The 23,272-nt window shown below is 51.7% G+C and carries 18 protein-coding genes; 9 read left to right on the top strand and 9 right to left on the bottom strand.

All coding sequences use genetic code 11. The annotated features are described in order from the left end of the window. From H8L32_RS00005 to H8L32_RS00020, 4 genes are all read right to left on the bottom strand, one after another. A partial coding sequence (locus H8L32_RS00005) for an efflux RND transporter permease subunit (protein WP_186945125.1) occupies window positions 1-985 on the bottom strand: 985 nt, incomplete at its 3' end. Then, window positions 982-2,487 carry an efflux RND transporter periplasmic adaptor subunit gene (locus H8L32_RS00010; RefSeq protein ID WP_186945126.1) on the bottom strand — a complete coding sequence of 502 codons (1,506 nt, stop codon included), beginning with the start codon at window positions 2,485-2,487 and terminating at the stop codon, window positions 982-984. The genes H8L32_RS00005 and H8L32_RS00010, both read right to left, overlap by 4 nt. Next, a complete protein-coding gene (locus tag H8L32_RS00015; RefSeq protein ID WP_186945127.1) occupies window positions 2,484-3,812 on the bottom strand; it encodes a TolC family protein in 1,329 nt (442 codons plus the stop codon). Before H8L32_RS00015 ends, H8L32_RS00010 begins: the two co-directional genes overlap by 4 nt. 75 nt (window positions 3,813-3,887) lie before the next feature. Next, window positions 3,888-4,301, bottom strand: coding sequence for a hypothetical protein (locus H8L32_RS00020; protein ID WP_186945128.1), 414 nt, complete (start codon window positions 4,299-4,301; stop codon window positions 3,888-3,890). Window positions 4,302-4,564: 263 nt separating this feature from the next. On the opposite strand from H8L32_RS00020, the gene H8L32_RS00025 reads away from it, so the two are divergent. After that, window positions 4,565-4,801, top strand: coding sequence for a hypothetical protein (locus tag H8L32_RS00025; protein ID WP_186945129.1), 237 nt, complete (start codon window positions 4,565-4,567; stop codon window positions 4,799-4,801). A gap of 196 nt (window positions 4,802-4,997) precedes the next feature. On the opposite strand, the gene H8L32_RS00030 is transcribed toward H8L32_RS00025, so the two are convergent. From H8L32_RS00030 to H8L32_RS00050, 5 genes are all read right to left on the bottom strand, one after another. Next, window positions 4,998-8,174 carry a TonB-dependent receptor gene (locus H8L32_RS00030; RefSeq protein ID WP_186945130.1) on the bottom strand — a complete coding sequence of 1,059 codons (3,177 nt, stop codon included), beginning with the start codon at window positions 8,172-8,174 and terminating at the stop codon, window positions 4,998-5,000. Window positions 8,175-8,585: 411 nt separating this feature from the next. Beyond that, the gene (locus H8L32_RS00035) at window positions 8,586-10,193 is read right to left on the bottom strand and encodes a glycoside hydrolase family 43 protein (RefSeq protein WP_222619111.1); all 1,608 of its coding nucleotides are present in this window, start codon (window positions 10,191-10,193) and stop codon (window positions 8,586-8,588) included. Then, the gene (locus H8L32_RS00040; RefSeq protein ID WP_186945131.1) at window positions 10,190-11,758 is read right to left on the bottom strand and encodes an alpha-N-arabinofuranosidase; all 1,569 of its coding nucleotides are present in this window, start codon (window positions 11,756-11,758) and stop codon (window positions 10,190-10,192) included. Before H8L32_RS00040 ends, H8L32_RS00035 begins: the two co-directional genes overlap by 4 nt. A 390-nt stretch (window positions 11,759-12,148) precedes the next feature. Continuing rightward, window positions 12,149-12,580, bottom strand: a complete 432-nt coding sequence (locus tag H8L32_RS00045; RefSeq protein WP_186945696.1) for a divergent PAP2 family protein — start codon at window positions 12,578-12,580, stop codon at window positions 12,149-12,151. Between the two features lie 2 nt (window positions 12,581-12,582). Beyond that, window positions 12,583-13,467, bottom strand: a complete 885-nt coding sequence (locus H8L32_RS00050) for a decaprenyl-phosphate phosphoribosyltransferase (RefSeq protein WP_186945132.1) — start codon at window positions 13,465-13,467, stop codon at window positions 12,583-12,585. Between the two features lie 38 nt (window positions 13,468-13,505). On the opposite strand from H8L32_RS00050, the gene H8L32_RS00055 reads away from it, so the two are divergent. From H8L32_RS00055 to H8L32_RS00090, 8 genes are all read left to right on the top strand, one after another. Continuing rightward, the gene (locus H8L32_RS00055; protein WP_186945133.1) at window positions 13,506-13,751 is read left to right on the top strand and encodes a hypothetical protein; all 246 of its coding nucleotides are present in this window, start codon (window positions 13,506-13,508) and stop codon (window positions 13,749-13,751) included. Further along, on the top strand, window positions 13,748-15,046 hold the full coding sequence (locus H8L32_RS00060; RefSeq protein WP_186945134.1) for an FAD-binding oxidoreductase: 1,299 nt from the start codon (window positions 13,748-13,750) through the stop codon (window positions 15,044-15,046). Before H8L32_RS00055 ends, H8L32_RS00060 begins: the two co-directional genes overlap by 4 nt. A gap of 1 nt (window position 15,047) precedes the next feature. Beyond that, a complete protein-coding gene (locus tag H8L32_RS00065; RefSeq protein WP_186945135.1) occupies window positions 15,048-15,818 on the top strand; it encodes an SDR family NAD(P)-dependent oxidoreductase in 771 nt (256 codons plus the stop codon). Between the two features lie 4 nt (window positions 15,819-15,822). Next, the gene (locus H8L32_RS00070) at window positions 15,823-17,661 is read left to right on the top strand and encodes a hypothetical protein (protein WP_186945136.1); all 1,839 of its coding nucleotides are present in this window, start codon (window positions 15,823-15,825) and stop codon (window positions 17,659-17,661) included. A gap of 555 nt (window positions 17,662-18,216) precedes the next feature. Further along, window positions 18,217-19,872: a GH35 family beta-galactosidase gene (locus H8L32_RS00075; RefSeq protein ID WP_222619112.1), complete on the top strand. Its 1,656-nt coding sequence runs from the start codon at window positions 18,217-18,219 to the stop codon at window positions 19,870-19,872. Between the two features lie 154 nt (window positions 19,873-20,026). Then, window positions 20,027-21,175 carry a LacI family DNA-binding transcriptional regulator gene (locus H8L32_RS00080; RefSeq protein ID WP_329605141.1) on the top strand — a complete coding sequence of 383 codons (1,149 nt, stop codon included), beginning with the start codon at window positions 20,027-20,029 and terminating at the stop codon, window positions 21,173-21,175. Window positions 21,176-21,340: 165 nt separating this feature from the next. Next, window positions 21,341-21,547 (top strand): hypothetical protein, encoded by a 207-nt coding sequence (locus tag H8L32_RS00085; RefSeq protein WP_186945138.1) that lies wholly within the window; start codon window positions 21,341-21,343, stop codon window positions 21,545-21,547. Between the two features lie 253 nt (window positions 21,548-21,800). Beyond that, entirely contained in the window at window positions 21,801-23,258 is a 1,458-nt protein-coding gene (locus H8L32_RS00090; RefSeq protein ID WP_186945139.1) for an MdtA/MuxA family multidrug efflux RND transporter periplasmic adaptor subunit, read from the top strand. Window positions 23,259-23,272 lie beyond the last annotated feature (14 nt).

The raw sequence follows: 23,272 nt of genomic DNA on the forward strand, positions 1-23,272 counted from the left end.
TGGAACGGTCATAGACAGGAATGATCTCTACGCCTGGCGGCAGGCTGGGTTTCAGTTTTTCCAGTTTGGTTTTGATAGCATCGATGGTTGCCAGCGCATTTTTGCCTGAGCGCATGACAATCACGCCGCCTGCGACTTCACCTTCGCCGTTTAATTCAGCAATGCCGCGCCGCATTTCAGGTCCGGTTTGAATGCGGGCAACGTCACCAAGGCGCACGGATACACCAGCATCTGTTGTCATCAAAGGTATTTTATGGAAATCATCCAGAGACTTCAGGTAGCCAGATGCACGCACCATGTACTCTGCTTCCCCCAACTCCAGGACCGAGCCACCATTTTCCTGATTGGCCTGCTGTACTGCCGCTATGATTTTGCCGTGCGGGATGTTATAGGCACGCATCTTGTCCGGGTCGAGCTGAATCTGGTACTGGCGCACCATGCCACCTATGCTTGCCACCTCCGACACATTTGGTACCGACTTCAATTCGTACTTCAGGAACCAGTCCTGAAATGCCCGCAACTGCGATAAATCCATCTTGCCGCTGCGGTCCACCAAGGCATATTCATATACCCAGCCGACACCGGTGGCATCTGGCCCGAGAGATGCTTTCGCTTGTGGCGGCAACCGTGACTGCACCTGGTTCAGGTATTCCAGTACGCGTGAACGTGCCCAATACAGGTCCGTGCCATCTTCAAAGAGGACATAAACAAAGGAGTCACCAAAGAAGGAATAGCCACGCACTGTCCTGGCACCGGGCACTGACAACATGGTCGTGGTCAATGGATAGGTGATCTGATTTTCCACAATTTGTGGTGCCTGTCCAGGGAAACTGGTACGGATAATGACTTGCACGTCCGACAGGTCAGGAATCGCATCCAGTGGTGTATGCGATAAGGACCAGATACCCCAGGCGGTCATTATCAGGGTCGCCAGCAGCACCAGGAAGCGGTTGATGATAGACCAGCGTATCAGTTTTGCGATCATTTCTTTGCTCCTGTAGTCGGAGAAATGGCGACAATCTGGTACATCCCATTTTTGGACGGTCGTATATCAAAAATCACCATGTCCCCAACTTCCACATTGCGTGGAAGTCCGCCAACTGGTAGTTGGAAGCCCATAGTCATTGCCCCCCATTGCAAGGATGGAACAGGATCGTGCGACAAGGTGATCTCATTTTTATCTATCTTTTCAACTTTACCGCTGCCATGGTGCACCGGTCCTGCCACCTTGGCGGTAGGTGGCGATTCTCCCATTCGGGTAGTCGTTGCTTTCAGACTGGCTTCGGAATCAATCAGGAATTGGCCGGAGGCTACGACCCTTTGTCCGGCTTCCAGCCCTTTGCGGATTTCAGTCTGGCCATTCGCTTCTGCACCAGTTTCAACGTCCACAGACAGGAACTTGCCATCGTCCTGCGCGATCATGACGACATTGCGGGTTCCGGTGACAATGACCGCTTCGCTCGGTACCAGCAAAACCTCCTTATCCACGCCAGAACTGAAGTTGAGATTGGCAAACATGCCCGGCACCAAGACGCCCGCCGGATTATTCAGCTCAATACGGGCTTTCAAAGTACGGGTGCTCACATCCACTTGCGGCAGGATGGCGCTGACCTTGCCCTGGAAGACTGTGCCAGGTGATGAGGGTGTGCGTGCTTCGACTGGATTGCCTGAGCGTACCTGAGCAGACAGGTTTTCCGGGATATCGGCAATCACCCATATTGTTGCAACTCCATTGATACGAAATAATGGCGCTCCTGCCATGACCGTCATACCTTCACGTATGGACAGTTCTGACACGACACCACTGACCGGTGCAGTTACTGTGATGCGTGGATGCAGCTTTCCACTGGCGACAACTGCACGGATGTGATCGTCCGTCATCCCGGCGAGACGCATGCGTTGTTTGGCAGCCTCCTGCAATCCTGCCATGCCTGTGCTTTCCATGCGGCGAGCAGTCAGGTATTCCTCCTGAGCGGCAACCCATTCTGGCACATACAGCTCGGCCAGTGCCTGGCCTTTCCTGACTGTGTCCAGCGGAGTGCGCACATAGAGTTTTTCTACAAAGCCGTTACTACGTGCCTGGACCAGGGCAACATCTCGCTCGTTATAGGTCACGGTACCAACTGCCGCTATCGACGATGCAAGCTTTGCTCTGGTGACTTCAGCGACCCGGACACCGAGGTTTTGTTGCACGCGTGGGCTGATCTTGACACTACCTTCATCCGCGCCATCGGCATAAACTGGTACCAGTTGCATGTCCATGAAAGGCGACTTGCCTGGCTTATCAAATTTCTGGCCAGGAACCATAGGATCATGCCAATACAGCACCTTCTTGTCGTTTGGGGCTGAGTCCGATGGTGAAGTACCTGCCTGCATCCCGTTCGCATCCTTCATTCCCTGACTGATACCCAGATGATAAAGGCCATATCCACTGCCAGCCAGCGCGCCAGTGGCCATGAGGGCCATTATTATCTTTTTATTGTTCATGGCTTATCCTTGTTCATGGCATGGTCTAAATGCATGCCTTGTTCATCGGCAGGAAACAGGAAATTGAGTTGTGCCCACAGACGGGCGGTGTCAGCTTGCAATTGCAAGGCCTGTAGCCGTACATCAATCTCATTCCGGCGTGCCGCCAGTACGTCGGGCAGATTGGATTTGCCACCGCGATAGGCACCCAGAGTGGCTTGAGTACGTTCTTTGGCTAGTGGTATCAATTCACGTTCATAGCGGGAGCTGCGTTCCAGGCCATTTTGCCACTCTTCTATCATTGCCCTGGTTTCAGCGACGTGGGCGCGGAGTGTTTCATCGCGCTCGGCTTTTACCTGCTCGACCATCGCCAATTTGGAAGATAACTCACGATCCTGGCGGTTCTTTTGGTCCCATTGGAATGGCAGCGATATACCGACCGATACCATATTGGAATACGCTGGACCACGCCGCTGGAATGCGACTTCGACTGTCCAGTCTGACTTTTTATTGGCTTCGGCGAGTTTTGCATCCACTTCGGCGATTTCCGTTTGCCTGGTCAGTACAGCGATCTGGGGATGGTGGTTCAGCGATTTGTCCAGCGCTGTTAAATCCAGACGGATGCTGCCTAGACTTGGCTCTCCCGCCAGTGGAAGTTCGGTAGCAAGACCCGTCCAGCGAGCTAGCATTATTCTGGCACTACGGATCTTGCGCTGGATTTCACTATAGCGGTCATCCACCATGCTCAGTGCACTTCGTGCAGCAAAGATATCTGCCTGACTGCCTCGCCCGGCGCGATAGCTGCTCTCTGCTGCCTCGATGTCGAGTTTGGCCTGATTCGCTTGTTCTGCGACGATGGCGGCCATGCGTTCTGCATAGTAGCTGTCTAGCCAGGCAATAGCGGTGTCACGCTGGATGGCCGCAATCGCGCTGGCTTTCTCTGCCATGGACTTATTCGCGGTGCGGTTATAGCGAGCAGCGCGCAACTGGCGCTTGTCACTACCGGTCAGCTCTTGCATGACGCCGATGCGGCGCATGGTCATGAAATCACTGGTCAGACTGCCACGGTCAGGACCGCTGACTGGCAGGTTATCGATACCGGCTTTCAAAACAGGATCAGGTAATTGACCAGCAGCGACCGCCATTTCCCGGGAAGCAGTCACCGCCAGGTCTTGCGCGATCAACTGGCGCGAACGTGCTACGGCCAGTTGTTGGGCTTGTCCCAAAGTGAGTAGAATATCTGCAGCAAGGGCTGGGAATGAGGATAAAGTGAGTATGCCAGCGGCAACGGCAATGCGAATGACACGGGGCCGCGCAGCATATGGTGCAGCAAAAATAGAGAACATGGAACCTCCAGGCGACAATCAATAGCAACGTACGCCAGCAAGATGTGGCGACGCATGGATCAGGCGCTTATGGAGTTAAATGCGGAAACAGCAGTTACGTATGGCAATCGGGGGTGCTGCGCTGCGTATCAAATGTGCTGAGGGTGGATGCGATGAAAGAGGGACAGCCACTACATCCATGGCTTCCACTATGAATACCAGGCCAGTGCTGACAAAGGGCTGTACGTCAGGCGGTTGTGGCTTGTCGAGCGACTGTTTGCTCAGTGGGTCTTGCGCATGGGTGTGGCAAAGTGCCGGCTGATCCTTGTCCATGCCTTCGCAGGCTGGCATTGCAGTTGAATCAGCAGTGAACGAGATTACGTTCGAACCATTTCCACCGCCAGCCGTCATTCCCGGGCAGGCGTATGCCGCTACTGCAAACTGCATGAACAGCAGGCTGCATAGCGTGGCAAATACCACAATGATCCGGGATGGACGGGAGATTTTCATAAAACGGGCAACTGGTTCCTTGCTGATCTTAGTTTAAAGGCGTAATGATTATAGTCGTAACTCTGGCTCCTAAATTACACCCAAAACGAAAATTTCTGCGAATTGCATAAAACTGGCTGAATCCGCGTCCTATTTCAGTAAGAATTTTGTAGAGATAGGAAAGATGTGATTGTGGCAATAAATATTGCCAATAGGAAACTAAAGATAAAAAAACAGGCTTGTAAGTCATTGAAAAATATAGAGAAATTCGTAACCGTGTCAAATTGCACGAAAAGTACGATTACCCCAAAGAAGCACCGGCAGACGAAGCGAGTTCCCCGAAAGCTACCAAGGTAGAATTTCCACTTGGCGATATATCACTGCTGCATTCGATTTCACCGATCGGCGACAAGTTTCATCCAGCACCTGAACTGGGACCAGCCGGTCAGAAAGGACGCATTCCGAATCTCGGCATCACGCTGTCTAACACAGTTGACATCGTAATCGGTGATCCGCGTTGACAGGTATGGTGTTATTTTCGACTGAAGAAGAGTTATTAAAACTCATTTCTTCAATTAAAAAGAATCTAGTTGTGTAAAGCGCGAAAAAGCCCGGCAAACAGAATGTCTACCGGGCTTTTTTACATCATGATCCTTACTTGATCATGCTCTCCCCTGCTGGGTTGAGCAAACCACCCGCAGGCGGCTCGCTATAACATCAGAACGAAGTACGCATAGACAAGGTGTAAGCTGCACCTGGTTTGTATTCGTCAAACACGGCATTGCTGAACTGTGTGTATGACTGGCTGATGGCTTTGTTGGCATTCCATACGCTCAGAGTCAGATCTGTGTTGTAGGGGAAGTTGAACAGGCGTTTCAGATTGGCACCTACTGACAGATCGATTTGTGTGCGATCGGTGGTGTAGGCATACGCACCACCTGGCACGTTCAAACCTGTACTGGTGTTCACCACGTGCGATGCAGTGTACTGACGCGAGACGCGGAAGTTCAGGCCATTGCGTTCGTAGTACAGCGTCAGATTGCTGGTACGTGGTGGCACGCCGGCGACTGGCGGTGCATTTGGTGCTTCATCCTTTTGGTTGGTGTAGGTGTAGTTGGCCGTAAAACCAAAACCCTTGACTGGCAACATGTCCAGCGGTTGCTGCCAGGTCAGTTCGACGCCGCGCACTTTCAGCTTGGTGTCGATGTTGTAGGGCTCGGTGATTTCGACCAGATGCTTGTCGCGTCCACCGCTGGCATCTACCGACTGTTGCTGCGCTGCTGTCAGACCAACCGGGCCAAACATGGAATCCAGCTGTGCCAGCGAGTACGTGATAATGCGCTGGCCTGGACGGCTGACGATGTCCTTGGCGAAAGCACTGGCAGACACATAGGCTTCGCGGGTCATGTAGTATTCCAGCCCCAGATCGAGGTTGTTTGCCCCGAAAGGTTTCAGGTTGGGGTTGGTCACATTACCCTGACGTGCACCCTGATCACCAATGGTCAGCATGGTCTGTCTCAAATCGGCCGGATTGGCACGTGTCAGCGACTTGGAACCTGATGCGCGGAAAATCAGTTTTGGTGTGATGTTATAAGCGATCGTTGCGGATGGCAGCACATTGCTGTAGCTGGTAGTTTCATACGCCCAGACACCGATATTGTCATACTGGCCACCATTCTTCAATGTGGCATTGCGCGGATCAGCCACCACACTCAGAGCACCGATGGTTTGCTTGGTGTTGGCGTAACGCACACCGGCGTTGTAGCGCAACGTGCCGTCGAACAAATTGAAGCGGCCATTGGCTTCAGTATAGAAAGCATCCACTACCTCGCGGATATAACCACCGCTGCCGCTGCTGAAACCTTTGTAAATATTGTCCCTGAAATACTGATAGTCGGTGTCCTGACTAAATTTTGGCCAATTGACACCAATGAAGCCATGATTTGTGGCATACGCATAATTGGGCACATTGGCATTGGTAACCACGGAACCCAGATATGTCAACGGCGTTGTTACACCAGCCGTTGAACCCGTACCATAACCCGGGTAAGCTGTGGCGACATCGGTAATCGTGCCAGGTGTGCTGCGACCGTCACAACCAGGCTGACGAATCTGCGTGTTAGGTGCAAAGAAGCGATAGTTGACGTTATTGCCGCAAGCAACGTTCATCCACGCATCTGCTGCAGAATAACTGCGATAACGGCGCTCGATATCATCATATGACACACCAGACTTGATGCTGAAAGTGCTGTCACCCCAATTGACGTTCAGGCGTGAACCCTTGGTCGTGTTGGTGCGCTCATACAGGTCCATGCGCAGACCGGACAAGCCCTGCCCTGCCTGATTCCAACCAAAATTTGTCGGATCGTTGATGTTCAGGTTGGCGCCATAGGTTGGTGACTGGCCTGGAACCGTGTTGTCATAAGTAATGACAGAGTTGGGTGACTTGGTAGCCAACAATACTGTAGGCATGTCACGGAAAAATGTGCTCTTGGTGAAGTTGACATGCCCGTCTATGGTCCACTTGTCGTTGGGACGGAATTCAAAGCCAGGATTAAAGCTGCGGAACAGCGTTTTTTCTTCCATGGGCCGGTATTCCAGAGACCAGAAGGTATTGGCAAACGTCGCCTTGGTCAGCACGCAACCAACCGTACAGTCACTGCGGTCAAACTCCATGCCGATAGGGATGACGGTATTGGCACGTGTGCCTGCGTTCATCGCTTCGTAAACCATCTTGTTGGATTTTTGGGCGAATACCATGTCCATATAGATATCCAGCTTGTCATTCGGCTGCCATTGCAGACTGACGACTTCACCGTAACGCTTGCGTTCACCTTCATAGATCAGGTGACGGCCAAGACGGGCCATCAGCGCATTATCAATCTGCTGAATGGTGGCACCGGGGTTCAGTGCCAGCAACATGGCGCGGTCTATCTGTTTGCCGGGTACCAGAATCGAACGTGCATAGGCAGGCAAATCATTCAGCGCCAGGCCTGAGGGGACGGTATCGGGTGTGGATTGCGAGCCACCGCCAGTACTGTTGGGGTTATCTGCCGCATTTGCCTGGAAGGATTTCAGCTGGAAGTTACGCATGTCCACCGACTGGAAGCCATCCGTCTTGTACTTGGTGTCACCAAACGCCGCACCGACCAGGACACCGAATTTACCAAGACCAGTATCCCAGGTATTGCTGATCAGGCCTGAACCGGTGGTGCCGGTTTTGCCGCTCTGGTCGCGATAATTACCGCTGAGTGTAATCGCGGAACGAAAGCCGTTTTTGTCGAAAGGCCGTACGCTGCGCATGTCTACCGTACCGGCTATCCCGCCTTCAATCAGGCTGGCTTGCTGGCTTTTGTAAACACTGGCGCTGCGAAACAGTTCGGACGGCAGAAAGTCCATATCAACTTCGCGATTGGCACTGATGGAACCACCCCAGCTACCTGCCGAAGCCGAAGCCATAGGCGCACCGTTCAGCAGCACACGGGTAAAGGCCGGACCCATGCCGCGAATGGAAACGTTGAGACCTTCGCCATCGATTTCAGCGCGCGTGACCTTGACGCCAGGAATGCGACCCAGTGCATCAGCAATATTTGGGTCAGGGAATTTACCCATGTCTTCCGAGAATACGGTGTCACTCAGGCCCACGTTCTCGTACTTTTCGTTGGCAGACAAGGCCAGCGAGCTGCGATAACCGCTCACCGTGACGGTTGGGGTTACCTTGTCTTTTTCCTTGTCTTTTTCAGCCGCCGCTGCAGAAGCTGGCGCGGGTGCTGCTGGTGCCGGTGCCGACTGAGCATAAGCGCTGGAAATCAGGCCAGCGAGGACGGTGGTGACAAAAACATCACCTCCTGTACCCAATCGACGCCGAACGGCACCCTTTGTTCTTTGGTTCATGCATGTCTCCTTTTATGCGGCATCTTGTGCCATTGTTGTTTGCGTCTTTATTGACGCTTCAATTTTTTATTTATTACGAGAAACAGATTGTGGTAACGCAAACAAATATCGCACATCCTAACTCTGCTACGTCGGCGATAAACTGTTTCGTCAGCAAATTCCAGTTTGATTTCGTCCCCTTTCTATGACACCGGATGTTCGCTCATTTGTTTGCGCATAACAACGATTACACTGCAATAAATAGCGCTACCATTTGTATAGTCGTCGTTTTGGAATTGCGCGTCAATCATCTTTAGCATTTGCGTTGTTACTCGGATACGATTTTCCACATAAATTGTTTGCGCTAACATTTCGCTGTGAAAAATTGCCCGGAAAGATTCCGGGCAGCATTAAAACAAGACCAGGAAAAGCCTAAGGCTGATCGGTAAAACGGAAGGCATCTACGTCGATATAACCCTGATCAGGACGCGGGTTATAGCAAAACAAGGCAAATTGCTGCCCCTGAAAAGTGCCGGTCCGCCAGTCATAACCCAGTTCAAAACTGCCACCCAGCACATTCCAGCTCTTGCCATCCAGGCTATAAGCGACTTCAGCCTGGTTCTTTCTGAAATCCATGTCTGTCCGCAGATGTATTCTGTTGACATTGATGGGGCGAGATGACACCCGCACTTCGGTCTGTCGCCCGATTGCGGTATCTTCTATCACCTCCATACTCAGGAACAATTTATCTGCCGCATCACGCTGCACAGTAATATGGCCATTGAATTTGCCCAGGATGCCAAATCCACACACATCACCGGCCTGCACATTGCTGACATCAATCTCGACTTCGCCGCGACTCCATGGCCCCTGCCCTTTCTGCGTCAGCGTATTGCGCGCCGTCCAGAACTCGTTTGCCCTGGTTGCTTCCAGTCGCAAGAAACCGCGTCGTTCGCGCAAAGACCAGTGACTATCATCAGGATTATGATTCCATTGCCACTGCATGCCCAGGGTGGGCGCACTGAAATCATCGGAAGTTGCCAATTTTGTGATTGGCTTGCCCAGAATGGGTTTGGGAGCAACTGCCGGCACTTTACCCGGCGCATCTTTAGTACCCCACACCGGCCAGTCATCTTCCCAGAAAATCGGGCTGATATTCGTCATGCGCCCTATGGGGCCGGCATCAACCATTACAAAGCCGTACCAGTTACCGTCCGGCAGATCGACGATCCCACCCTGGTGTCCACCTGTGCGATCATCGATTTGCGCATGCGATTCCCAGGGGCCAAACAAATTTTTGGCGCGCGACACAATCAGCGTCAGGCTGGATGGCAGCGCGTTGAAGAGATAATAGTATTCACCCCGCTTGACCAGTTTGGAGCCTTCTGCCCCCTTGTAATAATGAATCTTGCGTGAATCTGTCACCTTTGAATAGTCACTGTTAAGGCTCAGCAAGTTGACCGTACCATCCCACCCACCCGAAGTCGCAATATAAGCCTTGCCATCAGCTTCGATGAACAAGGCAGGATCAAATGCCACGCGATCCAGCTCATGGTAAGCCCAGGGACCCTTGATGTCCTTGCTATAGTAAATACGGGTATTTTGCTTGACCGGCGTCACCACCGCATAGAACATGCCCTGGTGATAACGCAGACTGGCCGCAAACAATCCACCACGGTACGCATTGCCATTTTTGAGATCATATTGCTCCAGGCCATTGAGTTTTGGCACGATATGCGAAGCAAATTCCCAGTTAACCAGGTCTTTGGAGTGGAGCAAGGTCAAGCCCGGGCTATTGGCAAATGTCGTGCTGGCAAAGTAAAAATCCTCACCGACACGAATGATGTCAGGATCCGGATAATCAGCATACAACGGCGGATTGGTGTAGGTGCCATTGCCATTATCCCCAGACCGGGCGTGCGCGCTGGACATGCTGACATCGAGCATGCACAGCACCGCAATCAATGCCATGGTGGCGCGTCGCACAATCTGATGCCGTATGGTATGCGCCGTTTTGCGATGAAAGAATGTGCCGCTCATGGCTGAAAACCCAACACGGTGACGGATTGTGGTGCCAGTGTGAAGGCCAGTTTATTATTGCTGACGCTGAGTTTCACTGCTTTGGGAGTAACCACATCAGGCGCTTCAAAGGTATTGACTGCATCAATACGTGGCGCTGTCAGAGTTTCACCCAGCGCCGTACTGGCATGGACATCGGGCAGATTGACGGCGATGCCGACTGCCGCATTGGGATCAACATTGGTCAATGCCAGCCACAGCTTGCCGTTTTTGTCTATCGCCGCAATGGCATCCACGCGTGGCAGGCGAATATCGCCAAAGGCATACGTACCCGCATCAATGCTGACCGGCACCAGCTTCGCATCATGAAAAGGCACATACATTTTGAAGACATGATAGGTCGGCGTCAGCAACATGCGTTCCTTGTCAGTCAAGATCATGGCCTGCAGCACGTTCACCATCTGTGCGATGTTGGTCATACGCACCCTGTCCGCATGTCGCGCAAAGATATTGAAATTGAGCGCCGTGAGAATGGCATCCCGCTGAGAATTCTGCTGCATCAGAAAACCAGGCTTGCTGCCTGGCGTAGGCGCAAGCCATGAACCCCACTCATCCACCACCAGCGAAATTTTTTTGGCCGGATCATATTTATCCATAATGGCCGAATGCGTCTTGATGAGATCATCCATGCCCACCGTCTCTTTGATGAAACTGGCATAATCATCCTCGCCAAAGCCCGTTGCCTTCTTTGCTGGTGGCCAACCGTTAACGGTATAGGAATGCAGGGATAAACCATCGATATTCCAGCTCCAGACCTTGTCGCGCCATGCTTTCATGATGGTTTCGGTGTACTCGGTCTTGCCGCCGTCAGGGCCAACTGCAATCTGCTGCATTTTCTGACCATTCAGATAATTTCTGCTGAAACGGGAATACAGTTTGAGTTGACTCAGATAATAATCGGCACTCATGGCACCGCCACAGCCCCAGCTTTCGTTACCTATACCCCAGAACGCCACCTTGTAAGGCGCCGGATGCCCGTTCGCTGCCCGCTCCTGTGCCAGGACGGTATTTTCAGCGGTCAGGTATTCCAGCCATTCTGCGGACTCCTGTGGTGTACCAGTACCGACATTGGCAGAAATATAGGCTTCAGCCCCAATTTGCTCGACAAAATCCATGAATTCATGGGTGCCGAAGGTGTTGGGCTCAACCACCCCACCCCAGTTAGGATTCAAACCCGCCCGCCGTTTGTCAGCAGGGCCTATTCCGTTGCGCCAGTGGTATTCGTCGGCAAAGCAGCCACCCGGCCAGCGCACAACCGGTACCTTGATCGCTTTCAAAGCCGCCACCACGTCATTGCGAATGCCACGGGTATTGGGAATCGTCGAAGTCGGCCCCACCCAAACTCCTTCATAGATACCATGTCCAAGGTGCTCGGCAAACTGACCGAAGATGTGCCGGTCTATGGTTGCGCCAGGCTTGCTGGCATCCAGCGTGAGTGAGGCAGCTTTCGTCGCTTCGGCAGCACCAGCCGCGATCGGGCATAGGGCCAGCACCAGCGCCGTGACGCTGGAATAAAGATATTTCATGAAGTCTCCTGTTTTTTTAATGTATTTTCTCGCCGGCACCTGACAATTTCATCTCGTTCAGATGAATTATCATTAAATGTTAGCGCAAACAATTATAATCACAGAAAATGCTAATTGCCATAAAAATCCCGGCATCCGGGCGTCAGCAATTGGATCAGGAACGCCGATACAACGGCGACTTGATGAAAGAACTCTTTGGATCAGTTATTTGGAAAAAAGCGGCTGAAATCTTTTGGACAGCCGATTTCAGGTATGCGTCAAGATAGCAGCAAGGCAAGCAAATGTTGCCATCAGCGCTCGCCAGGCATGGCTTAATCTGGCCTTGAATGAAACTAACAGACGAAACAGGCAAACCACTTTCCGCCTGATTATTCAAAATACAAAATCAACTCAAAACAGGCCCGGAAGCACTTTAACCGCAACGGCAACCGCAATACCCACCAGAATGCCGGCAACGATCTCGGCATGCGTATGCCCCATGCGCTCCCTTAACTCTGGGCGTTCTTTTTGATCTTTTGAGCCAGCAGCCAACTGATTGATTGCAGTTGCATGTTTGCCAACCTGGCGACGCAGGCTATTTGCGTCAAGAATTACGATAAAAGCGAGTGTCACAGCAACCCCAAAAGCAGGATGAGCAATTCCCTCCTTTAATGCAATCAATGAAGCCATGCTGCTAACAATAGCACTGTGGTTGCTGGGCAGCCCACCATAACCGATCAGGCCAAAGGCAAGTTGCCCTGCCTTGATGCTGTTGATGCAAAACTTCATCACTCCGGCCACCAGCCATGCGAGGAAAGGCGTCAATGCATATGAATAGTCCATGATTATCCCCGTCCCGGCCACAAAGCCCACATACAAACAGCGATCCAGGATACCACCGTCAACAACAATGGCCAGTCTGCCAGCAATGCTTCGGTAGGGGATTCGCCACCATCCAGCTCTTCGACGACGTACCAGTAGCGAAACAGGCCAAACAGCACCAGAGGCACGGTGAGGATGAGCTGAGGTTTGGCCGACATCACAAACATGCTGTAAAAAACCAGTGCGCCGGTCGCCGACATTTCCGCATAACGGTCCACCAGCGATACCGAATATTTTTGCAGCACCTTGCGACCTTCTGCGCCACTGTGGCTCAGCTCCTGTCGCCGTTTCACCGCCGCCAGATAAAGAGCCAGACATAAGGTGGTGACAAACATCCATGCAGATACCGGCACAGCCAGGGCTACCGCACCGGCATATACGCGCAGCACAAAACAAATGGCAACGGTAAAAATGTCTATTACCGGCTGGTGTTTGAGCACAAAAGTGTAAGCGATGTTTAATGCCGTATATGCAGCAATGACCAGCACTACCTGCGGTGCGACAAACCAGCCGCATAGCAGTGCTGCATACAGTATCGCCAGCAAAGCCAATGCCATGGGTCTTGATACGATACCCGCCGCCAATGGCCGGGATTTTGATTTTTTGGGATGGCGACGATCATGCTCAATGTCATGCAAGTCGTTGATAATGTATGTTGCCGAAGAACCCAGGCAAAAAAGCAGCAATGCAATCAATGCATGAATCACCGCATTCGCATTCAAAAACTCACCAGAAAATATGAGTGGAGCAAGAACAAAACCGTTTTTCACCCACTGTTTTAACCGCATTAGTTTAAGTAAGCCAAACAAGCGCACTGGTACCGTGTGGGTTATTACGTTATCATGCATAAATTCTACCTGTCTTCATATAAGATGATGATGTTTGCATGAAATCAACAATCAAATATGCAATTTTCGCACCAATTGCGGCAGCAGTAAACATCAGAACCAGGGATATGGCAACTTGCAATCGCAAGCAATTTTTTGTAGCGCTCATTTTAGTAGCTGCACGCACTGGCGCAAGCCCCATCACCAAATACATCCTCGATAAACGCTATATTGATCTTGCTACTGGCTATCTGAGCAAATATACAGCCGACAAGCCTTCTGTCTTTCGCATGGAGTCTGCATGATACCAGTGAGTTCCTGGGGGCGTCTCAGTGCCGACTCACATCACCTGCTTGCACTAAATGACCCGGCTAAAATTCCGGATTTGATTTGCAATGGCCGACATCCCGCTATTGCCCATGGCATGGGCCGTAGCTACGGTGATGTCTGCCTCAATCCTGATGGTGTACTTTGGCTTACCACTGGATTGGATCATTTCATTAGCTTTGACAGCAACACTGGTCGCGTGGCCTGCGAAGCCGGGGTCCTGCTCAGAGATATACAGCAATTATTCATACCACTGGGCTGGATACTGCCCGTTACACCCGGAACCCAAATGGTGACTGTGGGTGGTGCCATTGCCAATGATGTGCATGGCAAGAACCATCATCAGTCAGGCTCATTCGGCGATCATGTTCAACGCATCAAACTGTTGCGTACCGATGGCGAAATCATCGAATGTGGCCCGGAAGACAGGCCGGATTGGTTCTCAGCCACGGTAGGCGGCCTGGGATTAACTGGTTTGATCGTGGAAGCCGAGATACAACTGCGCCCGGTAAGCGGCCCATGGCTCGATGTGGACACCCTGCCCTACGACAATCTGGATGAATTCTTCCATCTTGCTGACAGCTCTGAAGCTGACTGGGAACACACTGTCTCCTGGATAGATTGCATTTCAGGTAGCGGTCGCGGCATGTTCATGCGCGGCAATCCAGGCGATGCCAGACCAGGCCCCGAACCGAAAAACAGCAAACGTACCATGCCATTTGTGCCGCCGGTGTCACTGGTGAATCAATTATCATTGCGGCCGTTTAATATGGCTTATTACCATCTGAAAAAATGGCAATCGGGCCGCAGCATTGCGCATTATCAATCCTTCTTCTACCCACTGGATAATCTGCTTGAATGGAACCGCATGTATGGCCCCAAAGGCTTCTTCCAGTATCAAAGCGTGGTACCGCGCGATGTCGGGCAGGCAGCTATTCAGGAAATGCTAAAGGAAATAGCGCGCTCCGGCGATGGGTCCTTCCTTGCCGTTCTGAAGACCTTTGGCGATCGCCAGTCGGCGGGCATGCTCAGCTTTCCACAACAAGGTGTTACGCTGGCACTGGATTTCCCTAATCATGGGGAGCGAACACATAAACTGTTCGAAAGATTGGATGCAATCGTCCGTGAAGCAGCTGGACGCATTTACCCGGCAAAGGATGCACGCATGCCGCGAGATCTTTTCGAGGCAGGTTATCCGCGCTTACATGAATTTTTAAAGTACCGTGACCCTGGTATCAGTTCCGGGCTCTCACGCCGTTTGATGGGAAGCTGAATTGAATAATAAAAAGAGAATCGTCATTGTCGGCGCCACCTCGGCCATGGCTGAACATTGCGCCAGGATATGGGTACAAGGGGTGCCAGGGGTGTCAGCCAAACCGGCAGACCTCACATTGCTTGGGCGAGATGCCACCCGCATTGAACGCGTTGCCGCAGACCTCAGGGTGCGCAGTCAGGAATCGACTATCGATGTGGTACAGGCAGAATTTCTCGATCCCGTAGCCATTCAGGCCACGGTAGACAAGATTGTTGCTGCCGGCGCTGTAGATATAGTCCTGATCGCGCATGGATCCCTGCCTGAACAGGCAAACTGTCAAAATGACTTGCAGGCAAACAGGGACGCACTGGATATCAACGGCATATCACCCGTGCTGTATGCAGAAGCCTTTGCAAAATCCATGCTACATGCCGGGCATGGGACTATTGCACTGATAGGATCAGTAGCAGGTGACCGCGGACGTAAATCCAACTACGTATATGGCGCAGCAAAAGGCCTGGTGACACGCTATGCCCAGGGAATGCAGCATCGCTTTGCTGGTACTGGGGTCAAGGTAGTGCTAATCAAACCAGGTCCGACTGATACGCCGATGACAGCTCACTTAAAGGGGCAAGGCGCGAAAATGGCATCGGTTGAAGATGTCGCCAGGCAGATTGTGAATGGAATCGAATCAGGGAAGACTGTCGTCTATGCCCCCGGAAAATGGATGCTCATCATGATGATCATCCGGCACTTGCCCACATTTATATTCAATAAAATGGATATATAAGAAAATGAAAAGATCACCTGTTGCGTTGATTCTTTTTATCTACGCGATGCTTTCCATACTGACGCTTGCTATCTGGGAAAGAAAACACACAAATACAGTAACTGGCGATGAATCGCATTACCTGGTAATGGTCAGCGGGTTGATAAAACACGCCTCCCTGGAACAAACCGAGCCCTACAGGGAAGAATTTAAAACAAGGGCAATATACGAATCCGGGCTGGCCCCACAAGATGCAGAACCTGCGCCGGCCAATTCACACACCGTCATTGGTCCGCACGGATTGTTCAATGTCCACAACATTGGGCTCCCCCTGCTGCTGTCGATCCCCGTCCTGCTGGGAGGAATAGTCGGTGCCAAATTGCTGATGATATTTTGCGGCGCTTTCGTGCTGGTTCTTGCCTGGAAGATTAGCGCCCTCTTCTCCGCAAACGAAAAACATCGATTCTGGTCAGTTATTGCGGCCTGCATCTCGATGCCATTTATTCCGGCATCCAATCAGATATACCCTGATATTTTGGCTGGTTTGATTGCATTGACTGGTTTATATTGGTTTCTCACAACCCAGAAAAAACGCTCGAAAACCACCGAACTACTGCTCACCTGCACTATTGTATTTTTACCCTGGTTACAGATAAAATTTGCCGCTACCTGCATGTTGATCCTGTTGGCAATAGCGGCAAAAATATATCTTGAATCCAGGGATATGCAAAAGATTCTGAGGCTAACCCTAATCGCCGGCATATCCTGCGTTTTATTGGTTTTTTATAATCATTACGCTTTTGGGAAGATATCCGGCCCTTACCAGTCCGGTGCGCTAGAGATCAGCAAAACCAGTTTTATGGTGTTACTGGGTCTTCATTTTGATCAGAATCAGGGTTTTCTGATTCAGAACCCTGTGAATTTGATCGGTGTTCTTGCAATCCCCTGGCTTTATAGATTCAATCGCCAATTTGCCTTGATGTGGGGGCTGGTCTTTTTATCCCTGATAGTACCAAACGCATTACATCCAAATTGGTATGGAGGATGGAGTTTTTCCGGGCGCTTTGCCTGGGCCGCAGCAACCGTCTTTGTCGTACCGACGATGTATGGGCTGATCCGGTTTGCAGAATCAAGAGAGAAATTATTTCAGGCTGTCATAGCCACATCCGTTCTGTTGCAGTCGTACTTCTTTTATCTGTACGCAATCGTAAGCGTGAGCTTATACAATAAAGGAATCGATGCATGGTTTGACAGTTATTCAACCTTCTACTCCCCGGTCAGCTACTGGTTACCCATGTTATACAACTCTGCATGGGCACACAGCTATCTCCCTAATTATGTCTGGCTGGGGATTGTAGTGATGCTGTTCATTTTGGGATTTTTAAAGAAAAGCAGACTCAGTGCAGTCACTCCCTACGTAGCGATTGTTTTCGTTGCAGGCATCGTAACTGCCGGCCTGTATAGTCAGCGCCCATCCAATCAAGTCGTCTTTAAAGGGGCTGATTTGCCATCACAATCCGGCAGACTCGCTGGTTCAGTACGCATCGCGGAACAAGGGACGGATCAGCCTGGATTTCTTACTTTCGGCCCGTATGTGAATCTTGGCAGAGGCAGATATGAAATTGTACTGAGGTACAGCAGCACAGGTGCAGAAAATCAAACCGTTGGATCATTTGACATTTATGACACTACCACGGCTACACAAAACAGGATAATTCCATTGTATGGAACGAATGACGTCATCAAGGAATTAACAGTAAATTTTGAATCAAATCTATTCAGCCCACACTCTTTTGAGTTCAGGAATAAATGGGATGGTGCATTGGATCTCAAGATTCACGACTTACGTTTACGAAAAATCTGAGCAGTTCGATTCGAAACGACTCAACAAATCCCTCAGAAACAGATCAGATTTACTTCGCTTGCCAGGACTAGTCCTGGCAAGCGGCTCAAATACAGCACCTCGCCCCCGCCACCATAACGGGAAATAAAGGGCAAATAGCGAACAAATGAAGGGCAAATTCCCGGCACAGCTCCAATGAAGTCATTCGCAGCAAAAACTGCCTGACCTCATGCAAATACATATTGTGCAGCTCAACGAACATCACCTTAATCTATAAAAATGTTAGCGAACAACATTTAGTCTTTATTTTATTGACATCAACTTCACTTATCTTCTAAAATAAAAAATGATTGCGCTATCATTTTAATGATAAATAGCAGCTAAAAAACAAAAATACGGTACACCCGTAACAGGAGACATCCATGCCAATGAAGCATCCCCCAATAGCTTGTGAGCAATCTGTTGATCACAATCCAAGTAATTGAGTACATTCATGTCCGGGGAAATACACCCCGGTCTCTCACTTGCCACCCGGTTTCATCGCAGTTGGCTTTTCGATAAAACGTAAGGAATGCAATGCAAGCATTGAAACGCCACGCCCGCCTTTTTACTTGCACCCTGATGCTGTCGCTATGCGACTGGACAATGGCAGTTGCGGCAGACGCCATCCCGCATTTACGCAAGCAAGGTTCGGCCACGCAACTTATGGTTGATGAGCAGCCCTTTCTCATTCTGGGTGGTGAGCTGCATAATTCGTCGGCATCCAGTCTGACGTATCTGGACAAACTCTGGCCCGCTTTGAAGGCAGCAGAAATCAATACAGTACTGGCGCCTGTTGAATGGGATCAGATTGAACCTGTGGAAGGCCGTTTTGATTTCACCATCCTTGATGGCATGTTGCAACAGGCACGCACCAACAATACCCGGCTGATCCTGTTATGGTTTGGCGCCTGGAAAAATTCCATGTCAACCTATGTTCCGGCATGGGTCAAACAGGATCAACAGCGCTTCCCGCTATCACGAAACCGCAATGGCGTGGCGCAGGAAATACTCACGCCCTTCAGCCCGAATACCCTGGCGGCGGATACTGCAGCCTACCAGGCTTTGCTTGCCCACCTGAAGCAGGTTGATACGCAACGCACGGTCATCATGATTCAGGTCGAGAATGAAATCGGCATGCTGCCAGACCCGCGCGACTACGGCACACTGGCCAATGCCGCATTAAAGGGGCCGGTTCCCAAGCTCTTGATGGACTATCTGCAAGCGAATCGTGCCAGCCTGCACACGTCGGTCAAGACTCTCTGGGCCGCCAATGGCAATCGCATGAACGGCACCTGGACCGAAGTATTCGGTGCCGGTATCGCTGCGGAAGAGATTTTCCAGGCATGGTCTTACGCCCGTTTTGTTGAAGTGATGACTGCTACCGGCAAATCTGTTTATCCTTTGCCCATGTACGTCAATGCAGCCCTGAACCGTCCTGGCAAGAAACCGGGCGAATATCCCAGCGCTGGGCCACTGCCCCACCTGTTTGACGTTTGGAAAGCCGGCGCGCCATCTATCGATGTACTGGCGATTGATACCTATTTCCCCAACTTTACCGAATGGGCAGTGCAGTTCAAACGCCCGAATAATCCGCTGTTTGTGCCAGAGGGAAACAATGCCGGGCGACACGATGCTGCTGCCAAGGCTTTCTATTCAATAGGCGAACATGATGCGTTCGGTTTTTCGCCGTTCGGCATAGAAGACAGCACGGGCAAAGGTGACGATACGCTGCCGCAGGCTTTTCGTGTGCTGAGGCAACTGGCACCCGTCATTGCCCAGTACCAGGGCAGCGGCAACATGCGTGGCTTCAAGGCCCATGTTTCTTATGAAGGAGTAGTCGATCCCACGCCGCAAAAAGTTACCATGGGTTCCTTTGCACTACAGGTTGACCTGAACAATCGTTGGAGCAAGACTGAAAACAAAGACCTGGAAGCGCATGGCGGCCTGATCATTCGCCTGTCCGATAATGAATTTTTGATTGCAGGAAAAGGAATGACCGTCAGCTTCAGAGATGCCAGCGATCCGGCCACACTGATAGGCTTTGAGAAAATCACCGAAGGCAGCTATGAAAATGGCAAATGGCTGGAAGGACGCTGGCTAAATGGTGACGAAAGCCATCAGGGACGGCAGATTATGTTGTCGAATAGAGAATTTTCCATACAAAAGCTGAAGCTTTACAGGTATCGTTAAGTGTATCCTCCCTCGTCTCAACAAACGCGGGAAGGCGCAGGCATAAAGCCTGGCCGCAGCATGTTAGCCCAACACAACATCCCTTGTGGTAAAGTTGGGCTCTAACATAAGCACATTTTCTAACGGATTTTCAAGGCAGATGACAAAAAGCAAGGTGAAGCAAAACCCAGCGCCGACGTCAGTACCAACGTCGGTACCAGCGCCCGTATCAGCGCCAGTACCAGTCCAAAACGCCGACACCCGGCTGCATGCGCCTACCATGTCCGACGTGGCAAGACTGGCGGGTGTTTCGTCAATGACTGTATCACGCGTGATGAATGGTGATACCAATGTGCGTGAACAAACCCGTCTGCGTGTGGACGCCGCCATCGCTGAACTGAACTATATTCCAAATCAGGCTGCCCGCCGCCTGGCAGGCTTGCGCACTATCCGCTTCGGGTTCCTGTACAGCAACCCAAGTGCGGGTTATCTGAGTGAATTCCTGGTCGGTCTGCTAAACCAGGCCAGCCCGAATAATATACAGCTCGTAGTCGAAAAATGTGAAGCCGACGAACATGACGTTGAACAGGCGCAGCGCCTGATTGCCAACGGCGTCGATGGCATCATCCTGCCACCTCCCTTATGTGACTCGGCGCGTCTGATAGACCTGATTGCCGCCTCTGGCACGCCGGCAGTGACCGTTGCCTGCGGTCAGCCCGACCCGCGCATGGGCAGTATCAGTATCGATGACTTCCAGGCTGCCTATGCGATGGCCAGCCATCTGATTTCACTGGGGCATCATCGCATCGGTTTTATCATCGGCCACCCGAATCAGAGTGCCAGCGCACGCCGCCTGGAAGGTTTCAAGGCAGCGATTGCCGAAAAACACGCAGACAGTGCACCTGAACTGATTGCGCAAGGCATGTTCACCTACCGTTCCGGCCTGGATGCGGCAGAAGCCTTGCTGGGCCTGGATGAACGCCCTACTGCAATCTTTGCCAGCAATGACGATATGGCTGCCGGCGTGGTCGCCATCGCCCACCGGCTGGGCCTTGATGTACCCGGCGACCTGACCGTTGCCGGCTTCGATGACACGGCACTGGCCACAACCATCTGGCCAGAATTGACCACTGTGCGCCAGCCCATTGCTGACATGGCCGAGGCCGCGGTGCAACTGTTGCTGCGCCAAATCCGCGCCCAGCGCAATGACGTACCCGAAGCACCCGGGCACACCCACATAGAACATATGCTGGTACGTCGACAATCTGATGCTGCCCCACGCCTGCGTCCACGCTCCAAGCTGCTATCAAAAGTAAGGCTGTAGAATGGTCGGCACATCTGTTTTGTAACAGGTGTGCCAACATCAACAGCCAACTATAGCCAACCGCAGCCGACCACTATTGTCCGCCACCCGGCATTGCTATCCGCCACACTTCTTTCTACCTGCCATTCCAGGTCCATATAGACTGCATAAGTACGGCCATACAGCATGGATAAGTTGATTGTTCTGGCAATCAGGCCACATCTTGCGTATAAAATAAAGAAAATCACCTCATTTTCAAAGCAATACCGCGCTACGACAATTTTTTCGCCCAGAGAATATTCCGACGCATGGGAGCTTCATGTGGATAACAAGTCATCGCCGGGAAAGCTGGCTGCTTCCATTTACACCCTGACTGCTGCAGGCCTGAAGTAGCGTACAGCTTCCAGCCCAAGCGGTCCAGGCCGCAAATAGAACCAGAAAAATCGCTGCTTTGCTTCAGTTTGGTTTCAGTCAGGCTTCAGTTTCGTTTCAATAAGCATTAAAACAATACATTAAGTAACATTGGCGACACCATCTACCCGCCATAATCCTGCCATGGACTAGCCGCACGGCAATACTGCTATCGGCTTGACGGTTTACAGGTGTAAACTGAAAATATTAATAATTTATTACTGCTGATAATAAAATGAATAACAAACTCACTGATTTGCTTACACAGCCCGTCCAGCCACAGCCAGCAAGGGTTTTACATTACCAGGCAGGACGTAGCCGGCCTCGTTTGCTGGTATTGTTGTTGACAGTTGCAGTGATAGGTGCAGGCGGCATCTGGTGGTGGAAATCACGTCAGGATACGAATGGTGACGCTGCCAGCGCAAGTGCCAAACCACCCGCCGGCAATGCAGGTGGGCGGCGGTTTGGTGGCGCCAATGCGATACAGCCGGTATCCATACAGACTATCCGCAAACAGGATATCAAGGTCATGGTGAATGCGATCGGTAGCGTGGCGGCATCGAATACTGCCACCGTTCGTGCGCAAGTGAATGGCGTACTCCAGCGCCTGAATTTCGTTGAAGGCCAGCAAGTCAGTGCCGGTCAGTTGCTGGCCCAGATTGATCCGCGCGCGTATGAAGCGACACTGGGGCAGGCGGAAGGTGCTCTGGCGCGTGACAAGGCGCAGCTGGACAACGCCAATATTGACCTGGCACGTTATCGCGATCTGCTGGCCAAAGATGCCGTTCCCAAACAGCAGCTTGACACTCAGCAAGCGCTGGTTCATCAACTTGAAGGCACGGTCAAGGTCGACCAGGCTGCCGTTGCCAGTGCAAAACTGCAATTATCCTATACCCGCGTGCTGGCCCCGACTGCCGGCAGAGTTGGCCTGAAGCAGGTTGATATCGGCAATATCGTACAGACATCTGATACCAATGGCATTGTCATCATCAACCAAACCCGCCCGATTACACTGGTATTTGCGGTACCGTCAGCGAATGTCCCGCTGATCACGGCACGCCTTCGTTCAAACACAGCAATGACAGTCAATGCCTGGGACCGTGGCGGCAAGCGTTTGCTGGCTACCGGTCGCGTTGCCACGGTTGATAATGCCATCGACACGACAACCGACACCATCAAAGTCAAGGCTGTGTTTGCCAATGCCGATGATGCCCTGTTCCCCAATCAGGCCGTCAGCGTCACCCTGCAAATGGACACTCTGACTGACGTGCTGGCAGTTCCGCCATCGGCCGTATTGCGCGGTGCCCAGGGTTTCTATCTGTATGTGGTCAATGCAGACAATACAGTCAGTACACGCATCATCACGCCAGGCACGGTTGATGGCGACTGGATGGCAATAGAAGGCCCTCTGAAAGTGGGAGAAAAAGTCGTGATTGATGGCGTTGACCGCCTGCGCGAAGGTGCAAAAGTGGAAGTCATTGCCTCAGATCCCAAACAGCGGGCCGGTGCCAATGCACCCGCTGGCGGCAAGCGTGGCAGAAATAAAGACAAAGATAAAGGGCCAGACTCGTCAGCATCGGGCCAGGCATCAGCTGCGTCCACTGCCGCCCCGGCATCGGCAACATCTGTGACATCTGCGGCATCGCCGGCTTCTGCTCCTCAGTCTGCCAGCAGCGCGGCTGCTTCCAAGTAGAGCCGGATAGTCAT

The organism is Undibacterium hunanense (assembly GCF_014284335.1).
Classification (GTDB): Bacteria; Pseudomonadota; Gammaproteobacteria; order Burkholderiales; family Burkholderiaceae_D; genus Undibacterium; species Undibacterium hunanense.

What these genes read in the sequence shown, in the direction of transcription:
- H8L32_RS00010 (WP_186945126.1), bottom strand. Translation starts at nt 2,487, where the DNA reads ATGAACAATAAAAAGATAATAATGGCCCTCATGGCCACTGGCGCGCTG.
- H8L32_RS00015 (WP_186945127.1), bottom strand. Translation starts at nt 3,812, where the DNA reads ATGTTCTCTATTTTTGCTGCACCATATGCTGCGCGGCCCCGTGTCATT.
- H8L32_RS00020 (WP_186945128.1), bottom strand. Translation starts at nt 4,301, where the DNA reads ATGAAAATCTCCCGTCCATCCCGGATCATTGTGGTATTTGCCACGCTA.
- H8L32_RS00030 (WP_186945130.1), bottom strand. Translation starts at nt 8,174, where the DNA reads ATGAACCAAAGAACAAAGGGTGCCGTTCGGCGTCGATTGGGTACAGGA.
- H8L32_RS00035 (WP_222619111.1), bottom strand. Translation starts at nt 10,193, where the DNA reads ATGAGCGGCACATTCTTTCATCGCAAAACGGCGCATACCATACGGCAT.
- H8L32_RS00040 (WP_186945131.1), bottom strand. Translation starts at nt 11,758, where the DNA reads ATGAAATATCTTTATTCCAGCGTCACGGCGCTGGTGCTGGCCCTATGC.
- H8L32_RS00045 (WP_186945696.1), bottom strand. Translation starts at nt 12,580, where the DNA reads ATGGACTATTCATATGCATTGACGCCTTTCCTCGCATGGCTGGTGGCC.
- H8L32_RS00050 (WP_186945132.1), bottom strand. Translation starts at nt 13,467, where the DNA reads ATGCATGATAACGTAATAACCCACACGGTACCAGTGCGCTTGTTTGGC.
- H8L32_RS00055 (WP_186945133.1), top strand. Translation starts at nt 13,506, where the DNA reads ATGAAATCAACAATCAAATATGCAATTTTCGCACCAATTGCGGCAGCA.
- H8L32_RS00060 (WP_186945134.1), top strand. Translation starts at nt 13,748, where the DNA reads ATGATACCAGTGAGTTCCTGGGGGCGTCTCAGTGCCGACTCACATCAC.
- H8L32_RS00070 (WP_186945136.1), top strand. Translation starts at nt 15,823, where the DNA reads ATGAAAAGATCACCTGTTGCGTTGATTCTTTTTATCTACGCGATGCTT.
- H8L32_RS00075 (WP_222619112.1), top strand. Translation starts at nt 18,217, where the DNA reads ATGCAAGCATTGAAACGCCACGCCCGCCTTTTTACTTGCACCCTGATG.
- H8L32_RS00085 (WP_186945138.1), top strand. Translation starts at nt 21,341, where the DNA reads ATGGATAAGTTGATTGTTCTGGCAATCAGGCCACATCTTGCGTATAAA.
- H8L32_RS00090 (WP_186945139.1), top strand. Translation starts at nt 21,801, where the DNA reads ATGAATAACAAACTCACTGATTTGCTTACACAGCCCGTCCAGCCACAG.